Consider the following 17,422-nt stretch of genomic DNA (forward strand, 5'->3'; position numbering starts at 1 on the left):
GTCATACGCCCGCCTGCATTGGACCTCCCGTCCGTATGACGTCCCACCCACCCGGGCTGAGTAGCCTTGGGGGCATGACAGGGATCAGCCTCGGCATGCCCGCAGCACCCCCGCCGGTCCTGGCCCCGCGCCGCCGGACCCGGCAGATCCAGGTGGGCAAGGTGGGGGTCGGGTCCGACCACCCCATCTCGGTGCAGTCGATGACCACCACGCTGACCTCCGACGTCAACGCCACGCTCCAGCAGATCGCCGAGCTGACCGCGTCCGGCTGCGACATCGTGCGGGTCGCCTGCCCCAGCCAGGACGACGCCGATGCCCTGCCGGCGATCGCGCAGAAGTCGCAGATCCCGGTCATCGCCGACATCCACTTCCAGCCGAAGTACGTCTACGCCGCCATCGAGGCCGGCTGTGCCGCGGTCCGGGTCAACCCGGGCAACATCCGCGCCTTCGACGACCAGGTCAAGCAGATCGCGAAGGAGGCCGCCGACCACGGCACCTCCATCCGCATCGGCGTCAACGCCGGCAGCCTCGACAAGCGCCTGCTGGAGAAGTACGGCAAGGCCACGCCCGAGGCGCTGGTCGAGAGCGCCAAGTGGGAGGCCAGCCTCTTCGAGGAGCACGGCTTCCGCGACTTCAAGATCTCGGTCAAGCACAACGACCCGGTCGTGATGGTCCGCGCCTACGAGATGCTCGCCGCCGAGGGCGACTGGCCGCTGCACCTGGGCGTGACCGAGGCCGGTCCGGCCTTCCAGGGCACCATCAAGTCCGCCACGGCGTTCGGTGCGCTGCTCTCCCAGGGCATCGGCGACACCATCCGCGTCAGCCTCTCCGCCCCTCCCGTGGAGGAGGTGAAGGTCGGCCTGCAGATCCTGGAGAGCCTCAACCTGCGCCCCCGCCGGCTCGAGATCGTCTCCTGCCCCAGCTGCGGCCGGGCCCAGGTCGACGTCTACAAGCTCGCCGACGAGGTGACCGCCGGGCTCGAGGGTCTCGAGGTCCCCCTGCGGGTCGCGGTCATGGGCTGCGTCGTCAACGGTCCGGGGGAGGCCCGCGAGGCCGACCTCGGGGTGGCCTCCGGCAACGGCAAGGGACAGATCTTCGTCAAGGGCGAGGTCATCAAGACCGTCCCCGAGAGCAAGATCGTGGAGACCCTCATCGAGGAGGCCATGCGGATCGCCGAGGGCATGGAGGCCGTCGACGGCGCCGGCGTCGAGGTCACGGCCGGCTGACACCGCAGCGTCCGGCCCCCGACGCCCGGCCACGCCCGCGTGATCACCCCTCGTCGCTCCCGCCACGGGCATAGGCTGCGCGCGTGCTGACCACCCGCGACGGCGTGCGGCCCCTCGGGGTCGCCGACCTCCAGGACTTCCTGGAGCTCGCGGGGCGCGATCCGGTGGTCAACGTCTTCGCCGACTACCGCGCGCGCACCACGAGCCTCGAGCCGCGCTGGCTCGGCGGCGAGGTGTGGGGCCGGTTCGAGGACGGCCGCCTCCGCGCCGCCTGCCACGTCGGCGCGAACCTCGTGCCGGTCCAGGCCGACGAGGACGACGCCCGCGCCTTCGCCGAGCGGGCCCTGGCCCGGGGTCGGACCGTCTCCACGATCGTCGGGCCCCACGTCGCGGTCCGGGCCTTCTGGGACGCGGTCTCGCCCGCGTGGGGCAGCCCGCGCGAGCTGCGCTGGGAGCAGCCCCACCTCGAGATCGCCACGGACCCGCTGGTGGCCCCCGACGCCCAGGTGCGGCGCACGACGCGGGACGACATGGACCAGCTCTACCCCGCCTGCGTCGCGATGTACACCGAGGAGGTCGGGCTCTCCCCGGAGCTCGGCGGCGGCAGCGACCTCTACCGCGCGCGCGTCACGCAGCTGGTCAGCCGCGGCTGGTCCTTCGCCCGCTTCGACGAGGGCCGGCTGGTGTTCAAGGCCGAGGTCGCCTGCGCCTCGCCGTACGCCGCCCAGGTGCAGGGCGTCTGGGTGCCGCCGGACCGTCGTGGCGAGGGCCTGGCTGCGGCGGGGATGGCCGCGGTGGTCGACCTCGTGCGCCGTGACATCGCCCCGACGGTCTCGCTGTACGTCAACGAGTGGAACCACGCAGCCCGCCGGGCCTACGAGCGCGTCGGCTTCGTGGAGACCGCGCGCTTCTCGACCATCATGTTCTAGGGGTCGGCTCCGCCCCTCTGGCAGGCTCTGCGCGTGGCCCTCTCCCGCACCGCGCGTCTCGTCGCCGGCGTCCTGACCGTCAACGGCGTGCTGCACGTCGTCAAGCCGTCGCTCTACGACCCGATCATGCCGCGCTGGGTGCCGGCGCCCCGCGAGGTCGTCGTGTGGAGCGGGTACGCCGAGCTGGCGATCGCCGCCGGCCTGGCCGCGCCCCCGACCCGGCGGGCGGCGGGCCTGGCCGGCGTCGGGCTGCTGCTGGGGGTCTACCCCGCCAACGTCCAGATGACCGTCGACGCGATCAAGGGCGACAACCGGGCCCTCCAGGCGGTCAGCATCGCCCGGCTGCCCCTGCAGTGGCCGATGGTCCGCGCCATGTGGCGCACCTGGCGCGAGGCCTGAGCCGAGCTGAGCCGGGCGCCCGACCGGTCCGGTCCCGGTCGCGCGGTCACAACCGGGGCAGGAGGCCCGCCACCTCCTCGAGCACCCGCTCCGACGCGGCGTACGGCGCCGTCGGCCGCGGCCAGTGGGTGACCGCGTCGGTGAACCCGAGCTCGGCGACCCGTCCCACGAGGTCGGTGAAGAACGCCGCGCTCGACAGTGCGGTGCGACCCGCGCTCCCGTGCAGGGTGCCGGCGGAGTCGAGCAGGACGTAGCGGGGGAGCGACCGCCCCTCCAGGGCCTCGTCCAGCACGCGGCTGGACTCCGCGAGCCCGGCGAACCAGTCCTCCAGGGAGTCGGTGGCCGGCCCGGTGGTGACCCAGCCGTCGCCGACCCGGGCGGCGTAGCGCACCGAGCGCGGCCCGTTGCCCGCCACGACCAGCGGGGTGCGCACCAGGCCGGGCAGGGTGCGCGCCCCGGCGACCGAGAACCACCGGCCCTCGGAGTCGACGTGGTCGTCCTCGCGCAGCCGCACGAGCAGGTCGACGTTCTCCTGGAACCGGTCGACGCGCTCGCGCACCGACAGCGGCGCCTCGCCGAGCACGCGCGAGTCGAGGTCACCGCCGGTGCCGACGCCGAGGATGAACCGCCCGTCGCTGAGGTCCTCCAGCGCCTGGGCGTCGCGGTGCAGCAGGTAGGGGTGGCGCAGGTTGGGGGAGGCGACGAGCGTCCCGAGGCCGATCCGCGACGTCGTCGCCGCCGCAGCCGCCAGCACCGGGATGCCCGAGCGCCACGGCGAGTCGGGCAGCCCGCCCCAGACCAGGTGGTCGTAGGTCCAGGCGTGGGCGAAGCCCATCTCCTCCGCGGCTCGCCAGCGCGGCGCCGCCTCGGCCCAGGGGAGGTCGGTCAGGAGCGTGATGCCGATCCGCATGGTGCGAGAGTCTGGCACCCCTCGTGCGCCCGGGCTCACAGGTAGGGCGACCCCTTCCCGAGGTCCGAGGCCAGCTCGCAGTCCGGCCCGTCGCAGCGCACCAGGCCCGAGGAGTCCTCGGTCGCGACCTCGAGCAGCGCGGTGTCGGCGTCCTCGAAGAGCAGCTGGCCGAGGTAGCCGTCGACGCGGTAGCGGCCGACCTGCTCACCCTCGACGGTGCGCACCCGCGCCTCGCTGGGCCCGAGTCCGTCAGCCAGCTTGAAGACCGTCAGCAGGTGGCTGCCGTCGGGCGAGAACTCCACCACCGCCTCCTCGCAGGAGCGCCACAGCTCGCTGCTGGGGTCGCTGAGCGTGCTCACCACCGTGCAGCCGCCCTGGTACGGATCCTTCGTGAAGACGGCGAGCCGGTCGTTGAGCAGGTCGGCGCGGTAGCCGTACCGCGTCGAGACCCGGGCGCCGTCGCCGGTGGCGAGGTCCCAGGAGACGACGGGGCCGTTCTCCCCGGCGAGCACGACGGTCGTGGAGGACGCGTCGAGCGCGGTGGTGTAGCCCCGCCGCTTGCGCTGACCCAGCAGCTCGCCGGTGGTGGCGTCGTACGCGCGGAGCACGGTGTGCCGGCTGGGCCGGCCGCGGAACCGCTCGGTCACCACGGTGGTGCCGTCGCTGCCCAGCAGGGCCGTCGAGCCACGGACGTCGTCCAGCAGCACCCGGCTCGAGCGGCCTCCCGGTGCGATCGTGCGCACCGAGTGGTCCTCGCCGCGGACGGCGAGCACGACGTAGCGACCGTCGGGCCGGGTGCCGAGCAGCTGGAACCAGTCGGCGCGCACCCGGGTGACCACGCCGTCCTCCACGATGTCCCTGCGGTCGAGCCCGGCGCGGTAGGGGACGCTCGCGTCGGTCCCACGCTCCAGGCGCTCGGGGTCGAGGCGGGTGGGTCGCTCCTGGGCGGTGTCGGCGCGTGCGACGTCGGCACGGGCGGCCTCCACCGCGACACCGGTGCTGGTGGCCGCGGTGAGGAGGGCGAGGGCCGCGAGAGCGGCGCGGGCGACCCGGCTGGGCCGGGCGCAGAGGGTCCGAGAGGGAGTGGTCATGCCTCTGTGACGCAGCGGATACCCGTTCGGTTGTCATCGGCGCGGCGCCGTACCCTGAGCGCCATGTCTGCCCGTCACCCCCGCGTCCTGCGGATGTCGTCCCTGTTCGTGCGCACGCTGCGAGAGGACCCCGCCGACGCCGAGGTGCCGAGCCACAGGCTGCTGGTCCGTGCGGGGTACATCCGCCGCGCCGCCCCCGGCATCTACACCTGGCTGCCGCTGGGCCTGCGGGTCCTGCGCAAGATCGAGGGCATCATCCGCGAGGAGATGGACGCGATCGGTGCCCAGGAGCTCAGCTTCCCCGCGCTGCTGCCCCGCGAGCCCTACGAGGCGACCAACCGCTGGACCGAGTACGGCGACGGCATCTTCCGGCTCAAGGACCGCAAGGACGCCGACTACCTCCTCGGCCCCACGCACGAGGAGATGTTCACCCTCGTGGTGAAGGACCTCTACTCCTCCTACAAGGACCTCCCGCTCTCGATCTACCAGGTCCAGACGAAGTACCGCGACGAGGCGCGTCCCCGCGCCGGCCTGCTGCGCGGGCGCGAGTTCGTCATGAAGGACTCCTACTCCTTCGACATCGACGACGCGGGCCTGGAGGAGAGCTACCAGAAGCACCGCGACGCCTACGTCCGGATCTTCGACCGGCTCGGCTTCGAGTACGTCGTCGTCAAGGCCACCTCGGGCGCCATGGGCGGCTCCCGCTCCGAGGAGTTCCTCGCCAAGGCCGAGGTCGGCGAGGACACCTACGTCAGCTGCTCGACCTGCGACTACGCCGCCAACGTCGAGGCGGTCGAGGTCCGCGCACCCGCCGCGATGCCGTACGACGCCGCGCCGGCCGCGCACGCCGAAGCCACCCCCGGCACCCCCACGATCGACACCCTGGTCACCCACCTCAACGAGGCCTTCCCCCGCGAGGACCGTGCGTGGACGGCGGCCGACACCCTCAAGAACGTGCTCGTGCAGCTGGTGCACCCCACCGGCGAGAAGGAGCCCCTGGCGATCGGCGTGCCCGGCGACCGCGAGGTCGACCTCAAGCGCCTCGAGGGCCAGCTCGAGCCGATCCAGGTCGAGCCGATGGACGAGGCCGCCCTCAAGGAGCACCCCGCCCTGGTGAAGGGCTACATCGGTCCCGGGGGCATCGCTGCGGCCGGGATCCGCTACCTCGTCGACCCCCGGGTCGTGGAGGGCACGGCGTGGGTCACCGGCGCGGACGTCGAGGGCAGCCACGTGCTCGACCTCGTCGTGGGCCGCGACTTCACCCCCGACGGCACCATCGAGGCCGCCGAGGTCCGCGAGGGCGACCACTGCCCCCGCTGCGACGACGGCACCCTGCACGCCGCCCGCGGCATCGAGATGGGCCACGTCTTCCAGCTCGGTCGCAAGTACGCCGAGGCGCTGGACCTGCAGGTGCTGGACGAGAACGGCAAGCTCGTCACGGTCACCATGGGCTCCTACGGCGTGGGCGTCAGCCGGGCCGTGGCCGCGGTCGCCGAGGGCACCCTCGACGAGATCGGCCTGTGCTGGCCCCGCAACGTGGCGCCGGCCGACGTGCACCTGGTCGCCGCCGGGAAGGACGAGGCCGTCTTCAACGCGGCGGACCGGATCGCCCACGAGCTGGCGGAGCAGGGCGTCGAGGTGCTCTACGACGACCGCACCGGCAAGGTCAGCCCCGGGGTGAAGTTCAAGGACGCCGAGCTGATCGGCGTGCCGACGATCGTCGTGGTGGGCAAGTCCCTGGCCGAGTCCGGCACCGTCGAGGTGCGCGACCGGCGCACCGGCGAGAAGGCCGAGATGGCGGCCGACCACGTCGTCGACCACCTGGTGCGGCTGGTCAACGCCGGCTGACCCACCCGCACGGAGCGCACCGGCCCCGGCCCCCCGTGGGTCCGGGGCCGGTCCGGCTCCTGGGTCAGGTCCGTCCGGACCGCCCGTCGGTCGTGCTGGGCTCGCCGCCGGACTCGCGCCCGAGCCCCTGCAGCAGGCCGATGACGGCGCGGTGCGCCTCCTGGCGGGCCGCGGCCGGGTCCGCGGCGGCAGCGACGAAGAGCGCGGCCTCGCCCAGCGCGCCCATCAGCACGTGCGCCAGCGCCTCGACCGGGGCCCCCGCGGGCGCGTACGCCGCCACGGCCTGCTCGACCAGGCCCAGCCCGTGCCGGTGCCCGACCTCGCGCCACGCGCTCCAGCCGAGCGCCGCCGGACCCTCGACCAGGGTGATCCGGTGGATCGTGGGGTCGGCGCAGGCGTCGAGGTAGGCGTCCAGCCCGGCCACGAGTCGCGCCGCGGGGTCCTCGGCGCCCTCCATCGCCCGCGCCACGCGGTCGACGACCTCGGCCTCGACCGCCTCGAGCACCGCCGCGAAGAGGCCCGCCTTGCCGTCGTACTGGTGGTAGAGCGCCCCGCGCGTCACCCCCGCAGCCCGGGCCAGCTCGTCGTTGGCCACCTCGGCGAAGCCCTTGGTGCTGAACAGCGCACGGCCGGCCTCGACGAGGGCGGCGCGGGTCGTCGCGTTGCGCTCGGCCTGCGTACGCCGGCCGCCGGTCGACGCAGCGGGACGACCCTCCGACACCGTGGCGTCGGGGGTCGCGGGGAGGTCCGTGGGGGAGACGTTCATGCCGGGGCCCATGGTGCCCTCTCGCGCGTCAGGGCCGGCGAGGGCGTCCGACTGCACATTTCTGCATTGCAGAAATGTGGGGCAGTCGACAGGTGTGAGGAACCGGAGCCTGTGGGCAGGATGACGACCGGCTCGCCCCGACGACGTCCCTCATCCGGCGCGGGCCACCGACCTGCACGCAGGTCGTCCGGCACGCGGCTCCGGCCCCTCGGGGAAGATCTCGGGACTTCCCACGGGGGGCCGGTCCGCGTCACGTGCGTCACCGGTCCGCCCGACAGGTCGCGCCGGCTCACCGCGACAGGTCGCTCGCGCCGGGCAGCGGCTCGCCGTCGCCACCCAGACCCACCGCCGAGACCGCGACCGAGGTGAGCGCCTGCGCGGCCCACCGACGGGTCGCCCCCGTGCTCGAGGCGACCAGGAAGGCCCAGGCGGTCGCGCTCGACCGCTCCACGCGCACCGCGGCCTCGGCTGCGGTCCCCGGCGAGGACAGGTCCTCCGGCACGGCGTACGCCGCCTCGCTCTGCACCGGCTCGGCCCCCTGCGCCAGCAGCGCCGCGGCCAGCCGGTCGCGGCGGGAGCGGTGGGACTCGTGTGCGCCGGACAGGCGCTCGAACAGCTCGGGCGTCGCCGACATCGACGTCGCCGCTCCCGCGGACCCCAGGACCCAGACGGCAGCGTGCTCGGAGGCGAGCACCCGTTGCAGGGCGTCGAGACCCTCCGGTCCCGCTGCCCGACCGGTGCCGTCCAGCCGTTCCACCCGGGCTCGGTCGGCGCCGTCCTCCGGGGCGAGCAGGGCCACCTGCTGGGCGCTCCCGGCGGCGACCGACGCGAGCAGCCGCGCCAGGGGACCGCTGTCCGCGGCCACGCACCACGTCACCATCCGGCGCTGCAGCCGCTCCTCGTCGCGCAGCAGCGAGGCCAGGGCAGCCGCCGGGTCCGCCCCGACCCGCGGCCGCCGCGCGGGTGGCGCAGCGGCCCCGTCGGGGTCGAGCTCCGCCAGCTGTGCCCGGTGGGTGCGCTGGAGGTCGGCGAGGCGTCCCCGGAGCGGGCGGTGCCGACGTCTGGTCGCGGCCACCAGCAGGTCGAGGGCCAGCAGGTCGGTGCGAGCGCCGGCGACGACGGCCTCGTCGTCCGCGGCGGCGGACGGGCCCCTCGACGACCTGCTCGACGACCCGGCGCGCGACCCACGGGGGTCGCCCTCGTCACGTCCGCACGACACGGTCGTGATCCCGGCCACCAGGCCCACCGCGGCCAGCGCCGCCCGGCGGCTCGGAGCGGGTCGGACGGAGGGCACCGCACGACCCTAGGACATGCGCGATCGGGCTAGGGTGTGCGGACCGACGGGCCCGCCCGTCGCCCGGCAGGCAGCCGGCACCACCCCAGCACCGCCCCAAGTGAAGATCGAGAGGACCACCTCGTGGAGAACGCCAAGCAGGACGCGACGAGGGAGAAGGTCGAGGCCGCGCTCGTCGGCCCGCTCGCAGCCCTCGGTCTGGACGTCGAGGCGGTCGAGCTCACCCCCGCCGGCAAGCGACGGGTCCTGCGGGTCGCCGTCGACAAGGACGGCGGGGTGTCCCTGGACGACGTCGCCGAGGCCACCCGCGAGGTCGACCGGGTCCTGGAGGAGGGTGACGCCATGGGCGAGCACCCCTACACGCTCGAGGTCACCTCGCGTGGCGTGGACCGTCCCCTGGTCGCGCCGCGGCACTGGCGCCGCAACGCCGACCGCCTGGTCAAGGTGACCCTCGAGCCGCCGCTGACCGGCGAGGTCACCGGCCGGATCATCGACTGCGACGAGGACGCGGACGGCGGGGGCGTGCGGCTCGACGTCGACGGCGAGGTGCGCCGCATCGCCTACGCCGACGTCAAGAAGGCCCTGGTGCAGATCGAGTTCAACCGCCGCCCCCAGGCCACCGAGCCGGGCGAGGACGGTCAGGGCGACGACGCGCCCGACGCGCTGGACGAGCACGACACCGAGATCGACGAGGACGGGGAGGACCACTGATGGACATCGACATGAGCATCCTGCGGATGCTGGAGCGCGAGAAGGAAATCTCCTTCGAGGTCCTGGTCGAGGCGATCGAGCAGGCCCTGCTCACCGCCTACCTCAAGACCCCGGGCGCCTACGAGCAGGCCCGGGTCGAGCTGGACCGCAAGACCGGTCACGTCACCGTGATGGCTGCCGAGCTGGACGACGACGGCGAGAAGATCGGGGAGTTCGAGGACACCCCGGCCGGCTTCGGCCGGATCGCCGCGACGACGGCGAAGCAGATCATGCTGCAGCGCCTGCGCGAGGCCCAGGACGACATCACGTTCGGGGAGTTCTCCGGCCGCGAGGGCGACATCGTCTCCGGGGTCATCCAGCAGGGCCGCAACCCCGACGACGTCATGGTCGACCTCGGCAAGCTCGAGGCGCTGCTCCCGGTGAGCGAGCGGGTGCCGGGGGAGAGCTACGAGCACGGCACCCGGATCAAGTGCCTGGTCGTCTCGGTCCGCAAGGGCATGCGCGGCCCGCAGGTGACGCTGTCGCGGTCCCACCCCAACCTGGTCAAGAAGCTCTTCGCCCTGGAGGTGCCCGAGATCGCCGACGGTTCCGTCGAGATCGCCGGGATCGCCCGCGAGGCCGGGCACCGCACCAAGATCGCGGTCGCCCCCCGCGCGCAGGGGGTCAACGCCAAGGGCGCCTGCATCGGGCCGATGGGCCAGCGGGTGCGCAACGTGATGGCCGAGCTGCACGGCGAGAAGATCGACATCGTGGACTGGTCCGACGACCCGGCCACCCTGGTCGCCAGCGCGCTCTCTCCGGCGCGGGTCACCTCGGTCGAGGTCGTCGACGCCGCGGCGCGCTCGGCGCGCGTGGTCGTGCCCGACTTCCAGCTCTCCCTGGCCATCGGCAAGGAGGGTCAGAACGCCCGCCTCGCCGCGAGGCTGACCGGGTGGCGCATCGACATCCGCTCGGACGAGGCGCCGGCCCCGCAGGAGTGAGCAGGCGCCGTGCCCGACGTCGTACGACGTGTCGCCGGGCCGCCTGACGCCGGACACGCCCGACCGCGGGGGCGAGCTCCCCGGTTCGGCCGAGGAGCTGCCGAGGGGCTATGGTGTTCCGCGGTGGCCCACCAAGACACAACCCCTGCGCGCCCGGTCCTCCCGTCCTCGGACGGCCCGGTCCGGACGTGCATCGGATGTCGGCAGCGGGCCGCCAGACGCGAGCTGCTGCGCCTCGTCGTGGGTTCGGTGGACGACCGCCCGGTCGTCCTCCCCGATCCCACCGGCAGCGCGGCCGGCCGCGGGGCGCACCTGCACCCCACGACCGCGTGCTACGAGCTGGCCGTCAAGCGGAAGGCCTTCGCCCGAGCCCTGCGAGCAGCAGGCGGGCAGGGACTCCCGACCGACGCGGTCGCCCGGCACCTCGCCCGCGTCCCCGCACACCGCGACCGGACCGAACCGGACGCATGACCAGGAACTGGAGCAGCAGCTCATGAGCACTCGATGAGTACTTCCCGATGAGTTTGCACCACCACTAGACGGTCTCGAGCAGCACCCGGACACGGGTCTCGAGGCCAAAGAGGAGAATTGTGGCCAAGACCCGCGTTCACGAGCTCGCCAAGGAGTTCGGAGTCGAGAGCAAGTTCGTTCTCGAGAAGTTCAAGGAGATGGGTGAGTTCGTCAAGTCGGCGAGCTCGACCGTCGAGCTGCCCGCCGAGATGCGTTTCCGCAAGGAGATCGGCGAGAAGCTGAAGGCCGAGCAGGCCGGCGGCGGCGCCCCCGCCGACAAGCCTGCTCCCGCGACGAAGGCCGCTGCGAAGCCGGCCGCCCCCGCCGCCGAGTCGGCCGAGGCCCCCGCTGCCGCCGCACCGGCCGCTCCGGCGCCCGCCAAGCCGGCCGCCACCCCGGGCCCCCGCCCCGGCCCCAAGCCCGCGCCCGCCGCGCCTGCGGAGCCGCAGGCCCCCGAGGCCCCGGCCGCGGCTGCCCCGGCACCCGCTGCTCCCGAGGCGCCCGCCGCCTCGGCCGCTCCGGCCGCCCCCAAGGCACCTGCACCGCGTCCGGTCGGGCGTCCCGGCGCGCCGCGCCCGGGCAACAACCCCTTCGCGCCCAGCCAGGGCATGGGCCAGCGCCCCGCGCCCCGGCCCGGTGGCGGAGCCCCCGGGGCTCCCGGTGCCCCCGGTGCCGGTGCCGGCGCCGGCGCCGGTGACCAGCGTCCGCCGCGTCCGCCGGCCGGCCGCGACGGCGCGCCCGGTCGCCCGGGCATGCCGCGTCCCAACCCCGCGATGATGCCCAAGTCCCCGGCCGCGTTCGGCCAGGGTCCCGGCGGCCGTCCCGCCCCGGGTCGCCCCGGTCCCGGCGGTCGTCCCGGCGCCCCCGGTCGCGGCGGTGCTCCCGGTCGTCCCGGCGCCCCCGGTGGCGGTGCCCCCGGTCGTCCCGGTGGCGGCGGCTTCGCCGGTCGCCCCGGTGGCGGTGGTCGTCCGGGCCAGCGCGGCCAGACCCAGGGTGCCTTCGGTCGCCCCGGCGGCCCGTCGCGCCGCGGTCGCAAGTCCAAGCGGGCACGTCGCCAGGAGTTCGAGGCCATGGAGGCCCCGACCCTGGGCGGCATGCGCGTCCGCAAGGGCAACGGCGAGGTCGTCCGGCTGGCGCGTGGCGCCTCGCTGACCGACTTCGCCGAGAAGGTCGGCGTCGACGCAGCCCAGCTCGTGCAGATGCTGTTCCACCTCGGCGAGATGGTGACCGCGACCGAGTCGGTCAACGACGAGACGCTGGAGCTGCTCGGTGAGGAGCTCAACTACGTCGTCCAGGTCATCTCCCCGGAGGACGAGGACCGCGAGCTGCTGGAGACCTTCGACCTCGAGTTCGGTGCCGACGAGGGCGACGAGGACGACCTGGTCGTCCGGCCGCCGGTCGTGACCGTCATGGGTCACGTCGACCACGGAAAGACCCGCCTGCTCGACGCGCTGCGCAACGCCAACGTCGTCGACAAGGAGGCCGGTGGCATCACCCAGCACATCGGCGCCTACCAGGTCACCGCGGACGTCGACGGCAACGAGCGTCGCATCACCTTCATCGACACCCCGGGTCACGAGGCGTTCACCGCCATGCGTGCCCGTGGTGCGCAGGCCACCGACATCGCGATCCTCGTGGTGGCGGCCAACGACGGCGTGATGCCGCAGACGGTCGAGGCGCTCAACCACGCCAAGGCCGCCGGTGTGCCGATCGTGGTCGCGGTCAACAAGATCGACCTCCCCGAGGCCGACCCGACCAAGGTCCGCGGCCAGATGGCCGAGTACGGCCTGGTGCCCGAGGAGTACGGCGGCGACACGATGTTCGTCGACGTCTCGGCCAAGTCCGAGCTGCACCTCGACAAGCTGCTCGAGGCCGTCGTCCTCACCGCCGACGCCTCGCTCGACCTGCGGGCCAACCCCACGCAGGACGCGCAGGGTCTCGTGGTCGAGGCGCACCTCGACCGTGGCCGCGGTCCCGTCGCCACCGTGCTGGTCCAGCGCGGCACGCTGCGGGTCGGCGACTCCCTGGTCGCCGGTCCGGCCTACGGTCGTGTCCGCGCGATGCTCGACGAGCACGGCGAGAACATCGACGAGGCCGACCCGTCGCGCCCCGCGATGGTCCTGGGCCTGACCGCCGTTCCCGGCGCCGGCCAGAACTTCATCGTGGTCGACGACGACCGGATGGCGCGCCAGATCGCCGAGAAGCGCGAGGCGCGCGAGCGTGCGGCCATGCAGGCCAAGCGTCGCGTCCGTCGCTCGCTCGAGGACTTCATGGCCTCCATGGAGAAGGGCGAGAGCCAGGAGCTCAACCTGATCCTCAAGGGCGACGTGTCCGGTTCGGTCGAGGCCCTCGAGGACGCCCTGGCGGGCATCGACGTGGGCGACGAGGTCGGCATCCGGGTCATCGACCGCGGTGTCGGTGCGATCACCGAGACCAACGTCGACCTGGCCGCTGCCTCCGACGCGATCATCATCGGCTTCAACGTCCGCCCGCAGGGCAAGGCGACCGAGATGGCCGACCGCGAGGGCGTCGAGATCCGCTACTACTCGGTGATCTACCAGGCCATCGAGGAGATCGAGGCGGCGCTCAAGGGCATGCTCAAGCCGGAGTACGAGGAGGTCTCGCTCGGCCGCGCCGAGATCCGGGCCATCTTCCGCTCCAGCAAGATCGGCAACATCGCCGGCTGCATGGTCACCGAGGGCCTCATCCGCCGCAACGCCAAGGTGCGCCTCGTGCGCGACGGCGCCGTGGTGGCCGACAACCTCGACCTCGCCTCGCTCAAGCGCGAGCGTGACGACGCCTCCGAGGTCCGCGAGGGCTTCGAGTGCGGTCTGGTCCTGCGCAACTTCCAGGACATCAAGGAAGGCGACTTCGTCGAGGCCTTCGAGATGCGCGAGATCCCGCGCAGCTGATCACCACCTGCAGCACCTGACGCACCACGCCGGGTCGGCCCACGGGCCGGCCCGGCGTGGTGCGGTTCCAGCCGGAGGAGTAGGAAGAACACCATGAGCAGCCCCCGCGTCCGCAAGATCGCCGACCGGATCCAGGTCGTCGTCGCCGAGATGCTCGAGCGGCGGATCAAGGACCCGCGCCTCGGCTTCGTCACCCTCACCGACGTGCGGGTCTCCGGCGACAGCCAGCAGGCCACGATCTTCTACACGGTCCTCGGCTCGCCCGAGGACCAGGAGGCGCAGCTGGCCTCCACGGCGGCCGCGCTGGAGTCGGCCAAGGGCCTGCTGCGCTCGGAGGTGGGCAAGCAGCTCGGCATGCGCCACGTGCCGACGCTGACGTTCGTCCCCGACGCGCTGCCGGAGACCGCCCGGCACCTCGAGGACGTCCTGGCCCGCGCGAAGGCCCAGGACGAGGCGGTCGCGGCCATCCGCCGCGAGGAGTACGCCGGCGACCCGGACCCCTATAAGAAGCCCCGTGCCGCGGACGAGGACGACCTGGACCTCGACGACCTCGACGACCTCGACGACGCGGACGAGCAGGCGTGACCCGGCCCGGGCTGGTCGTCGTCGACAAGCCCGCCGGCATCACCTCCCACGGCGTCGTCGCGCGGGTCCGCCGGCTGGTCGGCACCCGCAAGGTCGGCCACGCCGGGACCTTGGACCCCATGGCCACCGGCGTGCTGGTGCTCGGGGTGGACCGGGCGACCCGGCTCCTGGGACACCTGATGCTGACCGAGAAGGGGTACGACGCCACGATCCGCCTCGGCGTGGCCACCACGACCGATGACGCCGAGGGCGAGGTGACGGCGACGGCGGTCGCCTCGCACCTGGACGAGGCGACCGTGCGTGCGGCACTGGCCGGGTTCGTCGGCGACATCGAGCAGGTCCCGACGGCCGTCTCGGCGATCAAGGTCGACGGCAAGCGGGCCTACCAGCGGGTCCGCGACGGCGAGGAGGTCGCGCTCGTAGCCCGACCGGTGACCATCCACTCCCTCGACGTCCACGACGTGCGCCCCTCGGGGCAGCCGGGCGAGCACCTCGACGTCGACGTCTCCCTGCGCTGCTCCAGCGGCACCTACGTCCGCGCCGTCGCCCGTGACCTCGGTGCCGCACTGGGCGTCGGCGGGCACCTGACCGCCCTGCGCCGGACCGCCGTCGGCCCCTACGGGCTCGACGTGGCCCGGACGCTGGAGGAGCTGGAGGAGGACCCGTCGGTGCTGCCCCTGGCCGTCGCGGCACGAGCCGCGTTCCCGGCGCTCGACCTGGACGCTGCCGACGCCGGCCGCGTGCGCGTGGGCCGGCCCCTGGAGGTGCCGCTGGAGGGTCTGACCGGTCTCTTCGACCCCGACGGGGAGTTCCTGGCGCTCTACGAGCCGCGCGAGGGTCTCGCCCGGCCCGTGGCCGTCTTCGTCTGATCGAGGCCGAGCACGCGTCGCCACGGTGCGGCGCGTGCGCGGTCGCCAGGGCTGCCGGGACCCGGCGAGCGTGGCAGGTCCGCCCGGTCCCCCCTCGCTGGCCCGAACGGGCCATGCCGCGCGCCGAGCGTGCAGAAGTCGCATCCGGTCCTCGGAGTCGGGGGGCGCGGCGTACTAGCCTGGCGTGGACAGAGAGAGGGGTCGAGATGACCCGCACGCGTTTCCGGGGCCCTCGCGTCGTGTCGGGGGGGCGCCTGGCGGAGCAGACCGACGCCCGCGTGGCTGCCGTCCTGGACGTGCTGGCCGGTGAGCGCGTGGGTGCGGTCGCCGAGCGCCGTGACCTCGACCCTGCCCTGCTGCACCGGTGGACCAGGTCCTTCGTCGACGCCGGGACGGCCCAGGTCACCCACCGGCCGCCGCCGCACCTCGCGCGGCAGCGCGACCGCTTCCTGTCGGTCTTCACCCACGGTCTCCGCTCGCCGCTCGCGGTCGCCCAGGCGTGGGTGGGCCTGCTGGGTGACATGTCCGGTGACCCGGGCTCACGGGCCCAGGCGCTGACCCGCCTCCAGTCCGCCCTCGACCTCCTCGACGAGCGCACCGCGGAGGTCGAGCTCCTCACGGCGGCGATGCTCGGGCGGGTCGAGCCGGAGCCGCACCCGGTGACGGTCGGCGAGCTGGCCGCGTCCCTCGTGCTGCCGGAGGAGATCGGTGGTGCGGGCGCCGACACCGTCCTGCATGTCGACCCCGACCTGGTCACCCGCGTCCTGCGCGACCTGTGGCGCGCGGCGTCCACGACCCGACCGGCCCCGCACCAGGTGCTGCTCGAGGTCGAGCGGGTCGAGCCCTGGACGGAGGTCCGGGTGGTCCGTGCGGGCGAGCCGATCGACCCGGGCACCGCCAGGGCGCTCTTCGAGCCCTTCGACACCCCCGACGGCACCCACTCCGGCATCACCGTCGGGCTCTACCTTGCCCGGGCGCTCGTGGTCGTGCACGGCGGCACCCTCGGGATGGAGCAGGACGACGCCCAGGCCGTCCTGTGGGCGCGCTTCCCCGACCCGCCCCCGCTCGACGCCCCCCACGACCACCCGACCGACCACGACCCGACCGACCACCCGCAGCACCACGACGACCCGGCCCCCGGGGGCCAGGACGAGGAGACCCCATGAAGTTCCAGCTCGCCTGCGGCGACGTCATGCCCGGCTGCCCCACCACCTTCAGCGAGAGCAGCCGCGACGCGCTCATGAGTGCCGTGGCCGGTCACGCCGCGCAGGAGCACGGGGTCACCGAGATCACCCCGGAGGTCGCCGAGGCCGTCTCCGCGCAGGTCCGCCAGGTCGACTAGGACCGCCGGCGACCGACCTGCCGCCCGACCTGCCGACCGGCCGGGCGTGGGTGCGCCAGTAGGGTGCTGACGTGCAGATCTGGCGCTCCTGGGACGACGTCCCGGACGACCTCGGCCGCACCGCGGTCGTCATCGGCAACTTCGACGGTGTCCACCTCGGCCACCGCCGGGTGCTCTCACGCGCCCGTGCGGTCGCCGACGAGCGTGGCCTGCAGCTGGTCGCCGTCACGTTCGACCCGCACCCGATGGCGGTGCTGCGTCCGGAGCACGCCCCGGTCTCGTTGACCTCGCTGGAGACCCGGGCAGCGTTGCTGGGCGACGCCGGGGCCGACGCGGTCCTCGCGCTGCCGTTCGACCGCGACGTGGCCGCCTGGACCCCGGAGGAGTTCATCCAGCGGGTGCTCGTCGACTCCCTGCACGCCGACGCCGTCGTGGTCGGCGCCAACTTCCGCTTCGGCCACCGCGCCGCGGGCGACGTCGCCACCCTCGCCGAGGCGGGGGAGCGGCTCGGCTTCAGCGCCGAGGGCATCGAGCTCGACGGCGGTCCCCAGGTCTGGTCGTCCACCTACGTCCGCACCTGCCTGGCCGCCGGCGACGTCACCGGTGCTGCGCAGGCCCTCGGCCGGCCCTACGTCGTCCGCGGCACCGTGGTCCAGGGCGACCAGCGCGGCCGCGAGCTGGGCTACCCCACGGCCAACGTGCCCACGGACCCCCGCACGGCCGCCCCCGCCGACGGCGTGTACGCCGGCACGCTGACCCGCCTCGACACCGGCGAGACCCTTCCCGCCGCCATCAGCGTCGGGACCAACCCGACCTTCCACGGCGAGCGCGAGCGGCGCGTGGAGTCCTACGTCATCGACCGCACCGACCTCGACCTGTACGGCGTCGAGGTGGAGGTCGGCTTCCTCGAGCGGCTGCGCGGGATGACCACCTTCGACTCCGTCGACGAGCTGCTGGTGCAGATGGCCGAGGACGTCGACCGCGCCCGCGCCTTCCTGGCGCAGCAGCGGCAGGACCCGGTGGCCGACGAGCCCGAGCGGACGGACTAGG

17 protein-coding genes are annotated in these 17,422 nt (G+C 73.9%); 13 read left to right on the forward strand and 4 right to left on the reverse strand.

Translation table 11 applies throughout. The annotated features are described in order from the left end of the window. Positions 1-74: 74 nt before the first annotated feature. From ispG to ACYVID_RS03355, 3 genes are all read left to right on the forward strand, one after another. Positions 75-1,226, forward strand: a complete 1,152-nt coding sequence (gene ispG / locus ACYVID_RS03345; RefSeq protein ID WP_300645927.1) for a flavodoxin-dependent (E)-4-hydroxy-3-methylbut-2-enyl-diphosphate synthase — start codon at positions 75-77, stop codon at positions 1,224-1,226. A gap of 83 nt (positions 1,227-1,309) precedes the next feature. Beyond that, complete coding sequence (locus tag ACYVID_RS03350; protein ID WP_460734392.1) at positions 1,310-2,155, forward strand: GNAT family N-acetyltransferase; 846 nt, start codon at positions 1,310-1,312, stop codon at positions 2,153-2,155. A gap of 33 nt (positions 2,156-2,188) precedes the next feature. Then, positions 2,189-2,554, forward strand: coding sequence for a DoxX family protein (locus ACYVID_RS03355; protein WP_460734394.1), 366 nt, complete (start codon positions 2,189-2,191; stop codon positions 2,552-2,554). Positions 2,555-2,600: 46 nt separating this feature from the next. Here the strand turns inward: ACYVID_RS03355 and ACYVID_RS03360 are convergent, their stop codons facing one another. Continuing rightward, entirely contained in the window at positions 2,601-3,464 is an 864-nt protein-coding gene (locus ACYVID_RS03360) for an LLM class flavin-dependent oxidoreductase (protein WP_460734396.1), read from the reverse strand. Positions 3,465-3,499: 35 nt separating this feature from the next. Further along, positions 3,500-4,555 carry a hypothetical protein gene (locus ACYVID_RS03365; RefSeq protein ID WP_460734398.1) on the reverse strand — a complete coding sequence of 352 codons (1,056 nt, stop codon included), beginning with the start codon at positions 4,553-4,555 and terminating at the stop codon, positions 3,500-3,502. A 63-nt stretch (positions 4,556-4,618) separates the two neighbouring features. Here ACYVID_RS03365 and ACYVID_RS03370 point away from each other — a divergent pair, with 63 nt between their 5' ends. Further along, on the forward strand, positions 4,619-6,403 hold the full coding sequence (locus ACYVID_RS03370; RefSeq protein WP_460734400.1) for a proline--tRNA ligase: 1,785 nt from the start codon (positions 4,619-4,621) through the stop codon (positions 6,401-6,403). A gap of 64 nt (positions 6,404-6,467) precedes the next feature. Here ACYVID_RS03370 and ACYVID_RS03375 read toward each other — a convergent pair whose 3' ends face one another. Further along, positions 6,468-7,169, reverse strand: a complete 702-nt coding sequence (locus tag ACYVID_RS03375) for a TetR/AcrR family transcriptional regulator (RefSeq protein ID WP_460734402.1) — start codon at positions 7,167-7,169, stop codon at positions 6,468-6,470. Between the two features lie 289 nt (positions 7,170-7,458). Continuing rightward, positions 7,459-8,463 (reverse strand): ferritin-like domain-containing protein, encoded by a 1,005-nt coding sequence (locus tag ACYVID_RS03380; protein WP_460734404.1) that lies wholly within the window; start codon positions 8,461-8,463, stop codon positions 7,459-7,461. 123 nt (positions 8,464-8,586) lie between these two features. Here ACYVID_RS03380 and rimP point away from each other — a divergent pair, with 123 nt between their 5' ends. From rimP to ACYVID_RS03425, 9 genes are all read left to right on the forward strand, one after another. After that, positions 8,587-9,174: a ribosome maturation factor RimP gene (gene rimP / locus ACYVID_RS03385; RefSeq protein WP_460734406.1), complete on the forward strand. Its 588-nt coding sequence runs from the start codon at positions 8,587-8,589 to the stop codon at positions 9,172-9,174. Next, positions 9,174-10,154: a transcription termination factor NusA gene (nusA, locus tag ACYVID_RS03390; protein ID WP_460734408.1), complete on the forward strand. Its 981-nt coding sequence runs from the start codon at positions 9,174-9,176 to the stop codon at positions 10,152-10,154. The genes rimP and nusA overlap by 1 nt, the downstream gene beginning before the upstream one ends. Before the next feature lie 123 nt (positions 10,155-10,277). Next, positions 10,278-10,625, forward strand: a complete 348-nt coding sequence (locus ACYVID_RS03395) for a YlxR family protein (RefSeq protein ID WP_460734410.1) — start codon at positions 10,278-10,280, stop codon at positions 10,623-10,625. A gap of 119 nt (positions 10,626-10,744) precedes the next feature. Continuing rightward, positions 10,745-13,576: a translation initiation factor IF-2 gene (gene infB, locus ACYVID_RS03400; RefSeq protein ID WP_460734412.1), complete on the forward strand. Its 2,832-nt coding sequence runs from the start codon at positions 10,745-10,747 to the stop codon at positions 13,574-13,576. 93 nt (positions 13,577-13,669) lie between these two features. Next, a complete protein-coding gene (gene rbfA, locus ACYVID_RS03405) occupies positions 13,670-14,161 on the forward strand; it encodes a 30S ribosome-binding factor RbfA (RefSeq protein WP_460734414.1) in 492 nt (163 codons plus the stop codon). Next, positions 14,158-15,030, forward strand: a complete 873-nt coding sequence (gene truB / locus ACYVID_RS03410) for a tRNA pseudouridine(55) synthase TruB (RefSeq protein ID WP_460734416.1) — start codon at positions 14,158-14,160, stop codon at positions 15,028-15,030. The genes rbfA and truB overlap by 4 nt, the downstream gene beginning before the upstream one ends. A 206-nt stretch (positions 15,031-15,236) precedes the next feature. After that, a complete protein-coding gene (locus ACYVID_RS03415; protein WP_460734418.1) occupies positions 15,237-16,196 on the forward strand; it encodes a sensor histidine kinase in 960 nt (319 codons plus the stop codon). Beyond that, positions 16,193-16,372, forward strand: coding sequence for a DUF1059 domain-containing protein (locus tag ACYVID_RS03420; protein WP_460734420.1), 180 nt, complete (start codon positions 16,193-16,195; stop codon positions 16,370-16,372). Before ACYVID_RS03415 ends, ACYVID_RS03420 begins: the two co-directional genes overlap by 4 nt. Positions 16,373-16,443: 71 nt before the next feature. Further along, positions 16,444-17,421, forward strand: coding sequence for a bifunctional riboflavin kinase/FAD synthetase (locus ACYVID_RS03425; protein ID WP_460734422.1), 978 nt, complete (start codon positions 16,444-16,446; stop codon positions 17,419-17,421). Position 17,422: the final 1 nt, after the last annotated feature.

Source organism: Nocardioides ginkgobilobae (assembly GCF_054781275.1).